The 13,785-nt window shown below is 73.4% G+C and carries 12 protein-coding genes; 7 read left to right on the forward strand and 5 right to left on the reverse strand.

The window, feature by feature from the left end:
* Positions 1-13: 13 nt before the first annotated feature.
* The 5 genes from I4I81_RS30110 (at position 14) to I4I81_RS30130 (ending at position 4,607) form a co-directional block, all read left to right on the forward strand.
* Positions 14-262 carry a hypothetical protein gene (locus tag I4I81_RS30110; protein ID WP_218600991.1) on the forward strand — a complete coding sequence of 83 codons (249 nt, stop codon included), beginning with the start codon at positions 14-16 and terminating at the stop codon, positions 260-262.
* A complete protein-coding gene (locus I4I81_RS30115) occupies positions 259-687 on the forward strand; it encodes a TadE/TadG family type IV pilus assembly protein (protein ID WP_218600955.1) in 429 nt (142 codons plus the stop codon). The genes I4I81_RS30110 and I4I81_RS30115 overlap by 4 nt, the downstream gene beginning before the upstream one ends.
* Entirely contained in the window at positions 684-1,157 is a 474-nt protein-coding gene (locus I4I81_RS30120; protein WP_226363640.1) for a TadE/TadG family type IV pilus assembly protein, read from the forward strand. The genes I4I81_RS30115 and I4I81_RS30120 overlap by 4 nt, the downstream gene beginning before the upstream one ends.
* Positions 1,154-1,606 (forward strand): pilus assembly protein TadG-related protein, encoded by a 453-nt coding sequence (locus I4I81_RS30125; RefSeq protein ID WP_225924735.1) that lies wholly within the window; start codon positions 1,154-1,156, stop codon positions 1,604-1,606. Before I4I81_RS30120 ends, I4I81_RS30125 begins: the two co-directional genes overlap by 4 nt.
* A 118-nt stretch (positions 1,607-1,724) precedes the next feature.
* A complete protein-coding gene (locus tag I4I81_RS30130) occupies positions 1,725-4,607 on the forward strand; it encodes a BTAD domain-containing putative transcriptional regulator (protein ID WP_218600954.1) in 2,883 nt (960 codons plus the stop codon).
* Positions 4,608-4,629: 22 nt separating this feature from the next.
* Here I4I81_RS30130 and I4I81_RS30135 read toward each other — a convergent pair whose 3' ends face one another.
* Positions 4,630-5,079: a winged helix-turn-helix transcriptional regulator gene (locus tag I4I81_RS30135; RefSeq protein WP_218600953.1), complete on the reverse strand. Its 450-nt coding sequence runs from the start codon at positions 5,077-5,079 to the stop codon at positions 4,630-4,632.
* Between the two features lie 794 nt (positions 5,080-5,873).
* On the opposite strand from I4I81_RS30135, the gene I4I81_RS30140 reads away from it, so the two are divergent.
* Together I4I81_RS30140 and I4I81_RS30145 are read left to right on the forward strand one after the other, a co-directional pair.
* The gene (locus I4I81_RS30140) at positions 5,874-7,076 is read left to right on the forward strand and encodes an AAA family ATPase (protein WP_218616484.1); all 1,203 of its coding nucleotides are present in this window, start codon (positions 5,874-5,876) and stop codon (positions 7,074-7,076) included.
* A gap of 33 nt (positions 7,077-7,109) precedes the next feature.
* On the forward strand, positions 7,110-8,921 hold the full coding sequence (locus I4I81_RS30145; protein ID WP_218606189.1) for a VWA domain-containing protein: 1,812 nt from the start codon (positions 7,110-7,112) through the stop codon (positions 8,919-8,921).
* Between the two features lie 666 nt (positions 8,922-9,587).
* On the opposite strand, the gene I4I81_RS30150 is transcribed toward I4I81_RS30145, so the two are convergent.
* The 4 genes from I4I81_RS30150 to I4I81_RS30165 form a co-directional block, all read right to left on the reverse strand.
* Positions 9,588-10,220, reverse strand: a complete 633-nt coding sequence (locus I4I81_RS30150; protein ID WP_218606085.1) for a hypothetical protein — start codon at positions 10,218-10,220, stop codon at positions 9,588-9,590.
* A 361-nt stretch (positions 10,221-10,581) separates the two neighbouring features.
* Positions 10,582-11,499: a hypothetical protein gene (locus I4I81_RS30155; protein WP_218606086.1), complete on the reverse strand. Its 918-nt coding sequence runs from the start codon at positions 11,497-11,499 to the stop codon at positions 10,582-10,584.
* A 175-nt stretch (positions 11,500-11,674) separates the two neighbouring features.
* Entirely contained in the window at positions 11,675-12,649 is a 975-nt protein-coding gene (locus tag I4I81_RS30160) for a bifunctional lysozyme/C40 family peptidase (RefSeq protein ID WP_226363641.1), read from the reverse strand.
* The gene (locus I4I81_RS30165) at positions 12,646-13,758 is read right to left on the reverse strand and encodes a replication-relaxation family protein (protein ID WP_218616485.1); all 1,113 of its coding nucleotides are present in this window, start codon (positions 13,756-13,758) and stop codon (positions 12,646-12,648) included. The genes I4I81_RS30160 and I4I81_RS30165 overlap by 4 nt, the downstream gene beginning before the upstream one ends.
* Between the last annotated feature and the right edge of the window lie 27 nt (positions 13,759-13,785).

Here is a 13,785-nt window from a genome sequence, read left to right on the forward strand (position 1 = left end):
CAGGAGGACGACCATGAACGAGAAGCCGGACCAGGAGCCGCGCCACCTGGCCCCGGAACGAGTGGCGGCGCGCTGGTGGGACGCGTTGCTCGTCGACCTGCGCGGGCGGTGGGCGGCGGTGCGGCGGGACCCCGACGCCGGGTACTCGACCGAGACGGTCGTGGTCACCGGGCTGCTCGTCGTCGCGGCCCTGATCGTCATCGCGATCATCATCGCCAAGGTCACCGAGGCGGCCAACGGGATCAGCCTGGTCGGCGGATGACGACGGCGGGTGGTGTGCGACAGCGGCTCCGACAGGTCGTGGACGATGACCGGGGCTCGGCCACCGCGGAGCTTGCGGTGGCGACGCCGTTGCTGCTGCTGATGTTGATGCTGATCGTGCAGTTCGCGCTCTGGTCACACGCCTCGCACGTCGCCCAGGCCGCCGCCGCGCAGGGGCTCGGTGCCGCCCGCACGGTGGCGGGTACCGGTGCGGACGGGACCCGGGAGGCGAGCGAACTGCTCGCGCAGCTCGCCGGCGGGCCGCTGGCCGCACCCCTCGTCGAGACCACCCGCGACGCCACGTCGGTGACCGTCACCGTGAGCGGCACGGTCACCCCGGTCGTGCCGTTCCTCGTCCTCCCTGTTCGGGCCGTCGCCGTCGGACCGGTCGAACGGTTCACCTCCGACGAGCGGCCGATCGCGTGAGGTCGCAGCCGCAGCGCCCGGGAACCGCATGGACACGGGGGTGGACAGGGTGGTGGCGCGCCGACCGCGGCTCGGCGGCCACCGAGCTGACGCTGCTGGCCCCCGTGCTGGTGATGGTTCTGGTCCTCGTCGCCGTGGTCGCCCACCGGGTCGTCGACGCCCGGCTGCGCCTGGACTCCGCCGCGCACCAGGCCGCCCGCGCGGCCAGTATCGAACGGAGCGCGGCCGGCGCCGAGCGTGCGGCCGACGACCTCGCCGCGTCAGCGCTCGGCTCGGCCGGACCGAGCTGCGCCGACCTGAACGTCGCGACCGACACCTCGGGCTTCCGCGCCGGTGGCACGGTCACCGTCACCGTGTCCTGTTCGGTCGATCTCACCGGCGGGCTCCTGCTCGGGGTCCCCGGACGCACCGAGGTCACCGCGGCAGCCACCGAGCCCGTCGACTCCTTCCGATCAGCGGTCGCACCATGAGTCCCAGGTCGCGGCTCCGTCCGTGCGGCACCGTCTGGTGGCGAGCCGACGACGGGCGCGTCACCGCGTTCGTCGTGGTGCTGATGACCGGGGTCCTCGCGCTGGCGGGTCTCGGTCTCGACGGTGGACTCGCCCTCGCTGCCAAGGTCCGCGCCGTCGGGCAGGCCGAGGCGGCGGCCCGCGCGGGTGCGCAGGCCATCGATCTCGGCACCTACCGCGCCACCGGGCGACTCGTCCTCGTTCCGGACCTCGCGGTCGCCGCCGCCCGCACCCAGCTCGCCGCCGCGGGTGCCGAGGGCGAGGTCTCGCTGCGCGACGGCGGTGTGGTTGTCCGGGTCACCGCGACCCATGTCCCGCGCCTGCTCGGGCTGGCCGGGGTCACCGAGCTGACCGTGTCCGGAGAGGCACGGGCCGTACCGCAGGGCGGCGTGGGCGTCGCGGACCCGTGACCGTCCGGGCTGCCTGATCCCCGCGCCAGACCGAGATCCGACCAGTCGAGAGGAGCACACGATGGCCCGACCGTCACGGCCCGAGAGCCGACCCCGCACGCGCCGGCGAGCCGGTCGCGTGATTCGCGGTGCGTCGGCCGCCGTACTGCTCGCCGTCCTGGTGGCCGGGGTGCCCTGGGCGCTGGCCCGCTACGTCGGCTGGCCGTTGCCCGAACGGCTGCCCACCGGCACCGAACTGGAACTGCACCTGTTCGGCCCGTTGAGCAGCGGCCTGCTCCTGGACATCCTCGCCTGCGCCTGTTGGCTGGCGTGGGCGGCGTTCACCCTCGACGTGGTCCGCTGCACCGCCGCGTTGCTGACCCGCGGCACCGGGTACGTCCGGGTGCCGAGCCGGGTGCGCCTGTCGCCCACGCACGCCCTGGCCGCCGTACTCGTCGGCGCGGTCGTCCTGTCGATCCTCGGCAACCGGCTTCCTCTGCGTGACGCCCGCTCGGCCGCCGTCGCGTGGCCCGTCGCGCTGACGGCCGGACCCGCCCGGCCGGAGGCCGGGCCGCTGATGCCGGTCGCGTTCACGGTGCCTGACCGGACCAGCACCGAACACACAGACGCCGCGCACACGGGCAAGGACGCTGAGCCGGAGTCGGCGCACTCGGTGGTCGTCCGCGTCCCGGACCCCGTCACCGGCGTCCACGACTCCCTGTGGCGGATCGCCGACCGCACGCTGGGCAGCGGGGCCCGGTGGCCGGAGATCTTCGAGATCAACCGCGGCAAACCCCAGCCCGGCGGTGGCACCTTCACCCGCCCCAGCCTGATCTTCCCGGGCGAGGAGCTCGTCCTGCCGCCCGGAGAGGTCGACGGGCTTCCCGACGAGCGACCTCCGGCAGGCCCGGATGTTCCACCCACGACACCGACCCCCACCCAGGAACCGATGCAACCGCTGCCGACCGGGCCGTCGATCCCCGGGCCGTCGATCCCGGAGACGGGGAGCCCCGTCCGCCCGCCGGCGGGCGGAGACGAGCACGCCGATACCCGCGGCGGCGCTCCGGCGCTGATCTGGGATCCCGTCGCGTTCGCCGGACTCGGGCTGGCCGCGGCGGTCAGCGCGGCCCTAATGGCGGCCCGGCGCCGACACCGGCGCCGCTACCGTCCGGGCAGCGGGCGGCGCGACGACCTCCCGGCCGCACCGGTGGTCTACCAGCTCCGGCTGGCCCACCTCCGCGCCGACCAACCGGATCCCGACGAGCCGGACCCGGAAGGTGATCCCGGTCCTGACGACGACCCCGACCCCGGACGCGACGAGGACGACCAGCTCGCGAGCACCGACACCAGGTCCGGCCCGGCCACGCCCGCGGCCGGGGGAGCGACGCCGGGCGAGGACGCCCAGCGGATCGCGCTGGCGGCGGCAGGCACCCGCGGCCTCGGTCTGGCCGGCCCCGGTGCCCCCGACGCGCTCCGGGCGCTGCTGCTGACTCTGATCGCCGGAGTCCTCGACGGGGCGGTGGACCAGCGCCCGGACCTCGACGAGGGCGGCCCCGTCGTCCGCCTCCTCGTTCCGCGCGAGGACTCTATCGGCGTCCTCGGCTCGACAGGGGACCTTCCTTCCGGGATCGAGGTCCACGACACGCTGGACGGCGCGCTCGACGTCCTGGAGTCCGAGTCCGTCGCCCGTGCGGCACACCCGCCGACTGACCACACCATGCCCGTCCTCGTCCTGGTCGCGCGCATCGCCGGTGACAACGCCCGGCTGCAGGCCGTCCTCGACAACGGCTCCGACTTCGGGATCAGCGCGCTCTTGCTGGGCCAGTGGCGATCGGGCAGCACGGTGCACGTCCGACGCGACGGCACCGTCACAGCGACCGGCCCGGGCCCGTGTGCCGCGTTGCGCGGCACACGTCTGCTCACCCTCGACCGCGATGCCGCCGTCCGCATCGTCGAGCTGTTCCATGACACCGCGTCCGGCACCGCCGCGCCGGACCGGAGCGCCATCGGCGCGAAGGTGGCGGATTCTCTCGAGATCGGTCCGCCGTCCATCGAGGAGCGCAACGATCCGCCTTCCTCGACCGAACATGCGCCACTCCGCGCTCCGGCCCACGTCGCCCGCTCGACGGACGAGCCGACGTTCGGCGTACTCCCGCTCCGGCTCGTGGTCCTCGGCCCGCCCCGACTGCACTGGCGTCCCCGTCGCGATCCGGACAGTTCTGACCCAGCCGGCTACGGCTCGCACGAGGTCGAGGCGGAGGTGGAGATCACCGGCCGCCTGCAGCCTCGGGCACGGGAGCTGCTCGTGCACCTGGCCCTGCACCCCGACGGAGTCGGCCGTGAGTCCGTCGCGGCCGCGCTGTGGCCCGGCAGCTCGCCCGGCCGCACAACCAACTCACTCAACACCGCACTCACCCGGCTGCGTCAGACCCTGACCCAGGTCACCGGCGAAGAGGTCGGCGACATCGTCCGCAACAGCGACGGCCGCTTCTGCCTAGACCCCGATCTGGTGGACGTCGACTACTGGCGCTTCGACGCCGCGGTGACCGCCCGACGCGCCGCCGGCACCGACGAGGAGCGCATCGACGCCGACCAGCTCGTCGTCGAGACCTACGGCGGCGAGCTCGCCGAGGGAACGCCCTACCCCTGGATCGAGATCGCTCGCGAGGCGGTCCGGCGCGACGCCATCGACTCCGCCGCGGCGCTCGCGCGAGCGCTCGTCCCGCGCGACCCGCAGCGCACTCTCGACCTCCTGGAGATCGCCAGGGCCTTCGACCCCATCAACGAGATGATCTACCGCGACATCATGCGGCTGCAGAGCCGACTCGGGCGGCTGGATGCCATCTCCCGGACGCTGGCGCTGCTGACGGCCCGGCTCGGCGAGATCGGCGATCAGCCGGACGCCGACACGATCGACCTCGCTCGGCGTCTCCAGTCGCGGGGCGCCGCCGAACAGCACGTTCCCCGGGGCGCCGACGACAGTGGCAGCGTGCCCCCGGGCGGTACGGCTCGTGCCGGTTGAACCCCGCTACACGATGCGGAGCTCAACCACTCGCGGGAAGATCACACACCTCATGGTCGCAGCCGTCCGGCTCCCCGGTCTGGAGACGGTGGAACTCCTGCGCGTTCGCCACCACGTGCGCGTTGTGTTCCGACCAGCCCACCACCTGCCGCACCCTGTCGAGGAAGTCGGCCGCCTCGGGGAGCAACTCGTACCGCACATGTCGCGGGAAGACGTCCGGCAGTTCCTGACGGGCGACGAGTCCCTCGGCCACCATCTTGTGCAGCGTCCTGCTCAGGATGCGGTCGTGCAGGACCGTCGCCTTTCCCCGCCAGTTCTCGTCGATCGCGTAGGAGTTGACCGTTGTGAGGATCTTCGACCTGCGCATCGGGCCGCCGGCCAGCGCGACCATCACCGGTATCGTCCACTTGTCGCCGAAGATGTGCTTGACGGCAGCCGCGTCCCGCAGGAAACATCTGTCATCGGGTTTCATCGTTCCTCCGTTGCCTCGCCTCGCCGTCCCCTTCGTGGGTCTTCCCGGTACCGGCCCGAACGGATGTCGGCCGTTCGGCCCGAAGGGATCACCGTTCCTGGCGGGGTGCGTCGCCGTGGGCGAACGGACAAGGTTCACTCGAACAGACCAGCGCGGGACGGTTGCTGCTCCGTCGAGAGTGGACGGACGCTGGAGATCAACACCGATCGTCGTGGCCGCCGTTGGGGGTTCACCTGGGGGATCCGCTAAGGGATCAGTTCGTGGTGGAGGCCAGGACTGATCCCGTCCGTGGTGCACCTCGGGCATGTCAGGACGTCCACAGACGGATCACCTGGTGTCCCAGACTCGCCTCCCCTCAGGAGTAACTTCACATCGGGTCGGGCTGCTTCGTTCTCTTTATATCTTCATATCTGCCTCTCCCTCATTTCTTTCTTATTCTCCCTCCTCAAATCTCCTGCTTCCTACTACTGCTTCTCTCGCTATTCTTCCTCTGTCGATGTCATGTCGGACTGGTCGCCGCGGTCGGGCTGCATTCATACCTTCCCATTGGTCGCCGGCGTTCCCGGTGAAGATGGGCTGTTCCGCAGGGCCTGGATTGAATTCGCGGATATCCTTAAAGAGTCTTGAAATGGCGCGGAAAAGTGTTGAAGAGTGGGCGCGGCAGAGCTATATTTAGGTCGTCGCAGAGGCAGCCCCCGACCCTGGGGAATGCGTCGACCGTCGTAGGATCGACGAGTTTCGACCCGATCGCCTCGGTTTCTGCGCCTCACCGGAAACGCGAAAGGACTCGTGCCGTGCCCACACCCGCCGAAGCCCCCGCCCCAACCACCGCACCGACCGGGCGCCCCGGCCGCCTGCCCAACGGCGAGCTGCGCCGTCAGGTGGCGGTCCACCTCGACGAGGCGCCCACCGACACGTTCACGGCCGGGGAGGTCGCCCGGGCGTTGAGTCGGTCGTCCGGGGCCGTCGCGAACGCGCTCACCGTGCTCGCCGCGCACGGCGAGGCCGAGCTGGTCTCCGAGCGGCCCGCCCGCTACCGCGGCACCCCGGGCACCGGGCGCCTCGCCTCCGTGCCGCCCGCCCCGGCCCGCCCGGCCGCACCCCGCCCGTCCACCCCGGCCCCGACCCCGGCCCCCGCCCCGACGGCGGGACCCGCCGCAACCACCACTGGGGCTGTCGCGACGCCCGACGACGCGCCCGTGACGGGGCCGGTGGCGCGTCCGAACGGGCAGCTCTACCACCCGCGGACGGTGGCGGGGGTGCCGGACGTGACGGCGCTGCGGAAGTTGCGCGCGGCCGGGGTGCCCGCCCTGCTCTACGGCCCGCCCGGGACCGGAAAGACCTCGGTGGTCGAGGCGGCCTTCGGTGACCTGATCACGGTGCCCGGTGACGGTGACACCACTGTCGCGGACATCGTGGGCGAGTACACCCAGACCCCGGAGGGCCGTTACGTGTTCGTGCACGGCCCGCTGATCCGGGCCATGCGCGAGGGCCGCCCGCTGTTCGTCGACGACGCCACCCTGATCCCCCCGAACGTCCTCGCGACGCTGTACCCGGCGATGGACGGGCGCCGTCAGGTGATCGTGAAGGCCAACGGGGGCGAGGTCGTCGATGCCGCCGAGGGGTTCTACGTGGTGGCCGGGCACAACCCGGGGGTCCACGGCGCGGTCCTCACCGACGCCCTGTCGTCACGGTTCTCCGCGCAGATCCAGGTGTCGTCGGACTATGACCTCGCCGTAGCGCTGAAGGTCGACCGGCGGGCCGTGCGCGCGGCCCGGAACCTCGCAACCCGGCAACGGCGAGGCGAGGTCGGGTGGGCCCCGCAACTGCGGGAGCTGATCGCGTTCGACCGCATCGCGAAGGTCCTCGGTGTCGAGGCGGCCGCCGGGAACATCGTCGGGGTCGCCCCGGAGGAGGACCGCGAGATCGTCGCCACCGTGGTCCGCGACGCGTTCGGCGTCGAGTACGCGCCGCTCGCCCTCGGCACCCGCATCTGACCGACCACACCCGAACCCCCGGAGGAGCCCGTCATGAGCGCCCACCTGATCACCGACCCGACCACCGACCCCGACACCCCGGCCGTCGCCGTCACCGACCCGGCCTGGCTCGTCCTGTCGGCCGCCATGACCGACGAGGTCCCGGTCATCGCCGACCGCGACGACCTGCTGGTCACCATCGCCCCCGGTGCCGGGCGGGGCGCCCCGGCATGTTTCCTGCCGACCCTGGCGCGGATCGAGGTCAACGGCCACCACCTCGGCGGGGTCGACCCCGCGACGGTCACCCCACACCGGCTTGGGGACCGGGCCCGGTACGGGCCCGCATGGGGCCTGCTGGTGCACGAGTGCGCGCACGCCGCGCACTCGGTCTGGGAACCACCCCCGGGCGCGCCCCCGGGCGCGGCGGCGGCGGCCGAGGAGCTCGAGGAGTCCCGCATCGAGGCCGTGCAGGTCGCACGCCGCCCGGACGACCGGCGCTGGTTGCGTGCTTCGGCCACCCACCTGATCCTCGACGAGTCCGGGCTGACCGACCCCACCCGCACCCTCGGCGTGAGCCGCGCGGACGCCGGACGGGCCGCCGCGCTCCTGCTCGCCCGGGTCGACGCCGGGATCCTCAACCCGGACGAGGTCGAGTCGGTCGCCCGAGTCGTCACCGACGTCCTCGGCGAGGACACCCTCGCCACCCTCCGCGAGATATGGACGGCCGCGCACGCCACCCCGGACGACGACGCCGAGGCGATGATCGACCTCGGCCGCCGGTGGTGCGACGCCCTCGGCGTCGACCCCGACGCCGGGACCGACACGGCCCCCGGGACACCGGACGGTGCCCCCGGGACCGGAGACGGGACGGGCCCGGCCGTCGGGCCGTCGCCGATGAGCGGCGCGATCTCCGACGCGCTGCGCCGTATCGATGCGGCCGTCGCCTACGAACCGGTCCCCGGTGCCGCCGACGGCACCCCCGCAACGTCCAGCGCCCCTGCCACCGGCCCGGCGGGTGACCCGGCCGCCGGGGCCGCCGCAGCCCGGGTGTTCGGCCCCGCCACCGACGACGGGACCGGAGCGGCGACCACCGGCGCCCCCGGCGGTGGGGCCCGGGACGTCATCGCGGGCACCCGCGCGCCCACCGCCGACGAGCGCCGCGCCGCGCGTCAGGTCGGCCGGGTGCTGGACACCGCCGGGGTCCGGGACCGGGTCGCGACGCGCACCACCTCGGCGATGCCGCCCGGGCGGCTGCGGATGCGCGGGGCGCTCGCCGCCGACGCCCAGCGCGCGGCCGGGGCGATGCCGACCGCGGAGCCGTTCACCCGCACCACCCGCCGCGCCGTGCCGACCCCGCCGCTGCGGCTGGGCATCGCGTGCGACGTGTCCAGCTCGATGCGCGAGTTCGCGCGACCGGTCACCTCGGCGGCGTGGATCCTCGCGAACGCCGCCGCCCACACCCGGGTCCCTGCCACCACGGCCACGGTCGCCTTCGGCGAGGCGGTGCACGCGATCACCCGCCCAGGTGCAGTACCGGACCGGGTGACCCGGTTCCGCGCCCCGGACGGGTACGAGGTCATCGACGAGGCCATCGCCGCCCTCGACGGCGCCCTCGGGCTGGCCTCCCCGGGCGCGGCGCGGCTGCTGGTCGTCGTGTCCGACGGCATCTTCTGTCCGACCCCCCGCGCGGCCGCGCAGGCCCGGGTCGACCGGCTCCGCGCGGCCGGGTGCGGGGTGCTCTGGCTCGCCCCGCGCGGACCCGTCGAGCCGCTGAACGGTGCCACCGTCCTCCCGCTCACGGACCCGGCAACCACCGCGCGAGAGATCGCCCGCGCAGCCACGGCTGCCCTCCGCGCGACCCGCTGACCGTTCCCGGTGCCGGACCGCCCGACGGGGGTCCGGCACCCCGTACCTCCGACAACCGAACCCGGCCGACCCGGGCGCCACCGGTTGGCACCGCCGCACACCTGCGGCACCTCCGCGCCCGGATGGCCCGGGACGTGGCGGTTCATGTTGGGCGTGCCCGCCGCCCGCGTGGTCGTCACCGACGACCCCGCCGCCGTTACGGCCGGACACGCCTGGCACCTGCTCGCCGTCCGTGACCCCGACGACCCCGCCACCATCTAGCGTTCATCCCCGAGGTCGGGCTGGGTGGGCTTCCTTTCTCCTCGACGAATGCCCCGACTGCACTGCGCCCGGGTGCCCATGACGACGGTGGCCGGGCTGGTCGACCTCGGCCGGTACCCGCCCCGTCCCGCCCGGGGAGGCGGACCCCGACGACGAGGGCGACCGTCCGGACCTGCCGGAGGATTTCTTCGGCGACCCCGGGCACGGCCCACACTGCGAGATCGGCCGGTCTCATCGGTGACTGAACGCCCGCACGGACCACGCCTCGACCCGGACCAGCTGGAACGGTGGTCCGGGTCGGAGCGTCGGGCGTCGCCGGGTCCCGACGGCGACTCGGAGCTGGACACGTCGACGACGTGGGCGTGCCTCTCGTGCAACCGGTCTCCCCGGTCGGGGTGACGCCGATCAGGCCGGGACCGGAGTGAACCTCAGGGTCGTAGCGCCTTTCGCGGTCACCGACAGCTCGAGCCGGCCTTCCACCGCGATCGCGGTTGCGCGAGTCGTCTCGGGGGACTGACCAGCTTCCAAGGTGTCGAACCAGCGGATGAACTCCGGGATCGTGCCGATGCGCGCGACGCGCTGGTGCAGTGCCGTCTGCTCGTGACCGCGTACGAACTCGCCGACATAGATCTCGGCTCCGCACCCGCACCCGCAGAGCCACCCGCCGACCGTCACGTCGAGATAGGTCACGGGGTTGCGGACGCGCGCCGACTCGGGCTGGGGCTGGCCGACGAAGGCTTCGTAGACCGGGTGGCCCGGCTGGAGCAGAGCACCCTCGATGATCTTCTTGCCGGGCTTGTCCGTGGCCTCCACGATGTCATCGATCTCGGCCGCCATGACGATCTCCCGATCGTCGACGAACGAGAACAGGACGTACCTCTCACCCCTGGCGCGCTGGCCGAGCACCCAGTGGCCCCGGTTGGCCGCCCAGTTGGTTTCCGCGGTCGCATCCGGGTCCCAGCCGAAGTAGGTGCGGCCCAGCACGTCCGTGGGGTCATCGATGCGGGTCTTCCTGGTGAGCGTGATGTGGATAGGCATGTGGTGTACCTTCCTCAACTAGCGGGCCCGGCTATCCGGGTACCGGACCACCCTCGCATCGCGCGCACGGCCTGTCAACTAGTCAGTCCATCTATGAGGTTATCGTCTGCATGTCGCCGACCGTCTGGTCTGCACGAGGTCGGGTCGAGCAGTCGCGCGAGGCCGTCGACACGCCGCCAGCCGTCGTCCTACGCGCGCATGCCGAGTAGCGGTGAGCCTGGACGCCGCGTGGAGGCCGAGCCTCCAGCGGCGGCCAGCAACGAGGCCGCGTCCGAGTGCAGGGGAAGAGTGGCAGGCGGACACCGACGGTTTGCTGCCGTCGGTGCCCGCCCGTTGCGACCGGCTCGAGTAGTCGATTCGGCTACGCGCCGTCCTCCCCGGCGGTGTCGAGGTCGGTGGCTGCGGCCGTTGCCAGGGCGTACCGCTTCGGTCGGTCCTTCGTTCGTACCGCGTAGCCCGCCTTCACGAGGCGCTCGAGGGCGTTGCCGACCGCGCCGGTGGAGCGGCCGAGTTCGTGGCCGATCTTCGTCGGGCCGAACTCCTCGTCGGGGTGATCGCGCAGGTAGTCCTCGACCATGCCGTGCAGGGCACCGGGTGCGAGCCGGGGTCCGCGGACTGCCGCCGCGACAGCCGGGTTCGCGTCGTCGGGCTCGGCGCCCTCCGTTGGGTTCTCCTCGGTGTCTGCCGTGTCGAAGGTGGGCGTATCCGTCGTCCCGTCGTCGTGCACGCCCGTCGCGGGCGTGGATGGGGCGTCGGCTGCCACCTCCGAACCGACTTCGGTACCGATGGCCGGGTCGGTCGCTGTACCCGTCACGCCGGTCACCGCTTCGGCGGGGTCCTCGGCACCGCACGGAGCGGCATCCGCATCGCCCACACCGTCCGTGGCCGTGTCGCCGACGCCCTCCGGCGTGTTGGTGATGCGGCCGGTGTGCGGGTCGCTGGCGTCCTTCGCGCTGCCGTTCGTGTTGTCGGGCAGGTAGGCGTCGGCGGACGCGGGAACGGCGAAGCGGGAGGCGGAACGCTTCCCCTCCGTCGGGATCCGGACCGCGGTGCCGTCGGTGACCCAGCGGGCGAGGATCTTCGCGGCGGTCGACCGACCGATCCCGGCGTCGGTGGACAGCTCCTCAGCGGTACCGCCGGGACGGGCGTGCAGCGCGGCCCACAGATGATCGGCTGCGGTGGCGGTGCGGTCGGTGGCGGGCCGGTCGTCGCCGTCGGGGCGCACGTCGCCGTGCTCGGTGGTGCTGGCGTTGTCGGGCAGGGTGGTGTTGGTGGACATGACGGGCTCCGTGTCGTCGGTGGTGCGAAGCGGTGGTCATGCCCCGGCCGGAGCGTGTGGCCCCCGGTGCGCTGCCGGTGGTGCGGGCTACGGACCTATGGACGCTTCCTTCGTCGGGGATGTCAAGCGGAGCGTGCGCACCTCGTGGAGCAGCGCAAACGACTCCGGGCACCGCTCAGGAGGGGACTCCGGCGGGTCGGCTGGCGCCTGCGTAGTCGTCGCCGTTCCACCGGTAGGGCTCGACCTGGACGGGTTCGCCGAAGCGGGGTGCGTTGATCATCTGTCCGCCGCCGAGGTAGAGCGCGACGTGGTGGATGCGGGCCGTGACGGTCGTGCCGGGCGTGCCGTAGAAGACCAGGTCGCCGGGGAGCAGCGGGGCGCCCTCGGGGACGGCCGGGCCGGCGAGGTACTGGGTCTGGGCGGTGCGGGGGAGGGTGATCCCGGCGGCGGCGTAGGCGGCGGTGGTGAGGCCGGAGCAGTCGAACCCGGCCTCGCCGTTGTCGGGGCCGTCACCGCCCCAGAGGTAGGGCAGGCCGCGCTGGCCGCAGGCGTAGTTGATCGCGGCGAGAGTGGCCGGGCCGGTGGCGGCGATGGCGTTGCAGTCCCCGGTCCCGGTGGGTTGCGTCGCGGCGTAGGCGCGGGCCTGGTCGAGGACCTTGCGGACGTACCAGCCGGCGCGGTTGTAGGCGAAGAGGGCGGCGTTGAGGTCGCCGGTGCTCGCGCCGCTGTCGCAGAGGTAGTGGGCGGCGGCGTGCACGGCGTCGTGCGGGTCGTAGCGCGAGGGTGGCCGGGCGCCGCCGGCCGGGAGCGGGTGGCGGGCGACGACCTCGGCGAAGGTGGGTGCGAGGAACTGCATGGGCCCGCCGGCGCCGGCGGCGTTCTCGCCGTCGCGGACCCCGGGTAGTGGGGAGCGGCCGTGGTCGGTCTCGACCTTGCCGACCGCGGCGAGGACCGACCAGTCGAGCCCGGGGCAGGTCGGGGCGGCCTGCCGGTAGAGCGCGAGGTAGTCGGCGGGGATGTCGGCCAGCGCGTTCGAGCTGGGGCTGCTCGCGCCGAACATGGAGGTGACGGCGCTCTGCACGGCGGCGAGGACGAGGATCGGGAGCAGGACGACGACCGCGAGGAGCGCGGCCCCGATCCGCGCACTCACGGCGCCGGGGTGGTTGTGCCGCGTGGCGAGGGGGCGGGTGGCATGGGGAACGGGGCGGGGAGCCGGTGGGGTCCGGTGCCGCTGTCGGTCATGCCGGTGGGGCCTGCCTGCACGGGGGCTGCGTCGAGGGGATCTGGGCCGTTGGGGTGGGGGCCGTCGAGGTGGGGCCAGGCGTCGGGGAGGCGGTGCAGGGGCAGGCGGGCGCCGTCCCGGCCGGTGCCGGTGGCGTGCAGGGGGAGCCAGACGGGGTCGGCCGGGCTGGGATTCGGCGCGTGGGGGTCGAGCAGCCCGGCGGCGGCGGTCGCGACAGGGACGGCGGTGGGCCGGTCGAGGTGGCGCCAGGCGCGGTGCAGGGCGGTGCGGGCCCCGGCCTCGCGGCGGGGGGTGGGGAGCCAGACGAGCAGCGGTGTGGTGATGCCGGTGGCGGCGGCGAGGGCGGCGTAGCCGGCGAGCTTCGCCGCGACCCGGCTCAGGGCCTCGGTGCCGAGGTCGAACTCGAGGAAGAACTCGATGCGGCGACCGCTGGTGGTCCAGCGGCCGTAGCCGTCTGGGCGGACGAGGTCGCCGAACAGGCGCGTGCACCGGGTCTCCGACCACCAGGTCTCCAGTGCCGTCGGCGCAGTTCCGGTGCTGTGACGGGCGGCGGAGACGAGGGAGGCGAACCATTCGGCGACGCCGATGGTGTGCGCGAGTTGCAGGCTGTGGGCGATGGCGAGGGTGCGGTCGTGGCGGTAGCCCAGCTCACGCGGTTCGAGGCCGTGCGTGGCGGCCAGGACCGCGGCTCCGGCGGGGGCGAGGACGTAGTGCATGGGGGCGCTGCCGACGGTGGCGAAGGGCTGGAACCGGTCGACGACCGACCACTGGTGGAGCTCGCGGAGCCGCTGGCGTCCGGCCCGGAACGAGGGGAAGGCCATGCCGGTGATCTGGGTGGCGGTCAGGACGCGGTGCTCGGCGAGCATGGCGACAATCCAGTGGTCGCGCGGGGTGAGCCGCCACGCGAGTGCGGCCTGGTGTTCGGCGCTGTCGCGGACGCGCCCGCCGGGCCGCGCGGTCGGGTGACTCGGGAGGACTCCACGCAAAGTTCGCTGTTGGATCGGGTTGGTGATCATCGTGCGGCCTTCCGTTCCGTAGGTGGT

The organism is Pseudonocardia abyssalis, from assembly GCF_019263705.2.
GTDB lineage: Bacteria > Actinomycetota > Actinomycetes > Mycobacteriales > Pseudonocardiaceae > Pseudonocardia > Pseudonocardia abyssalis.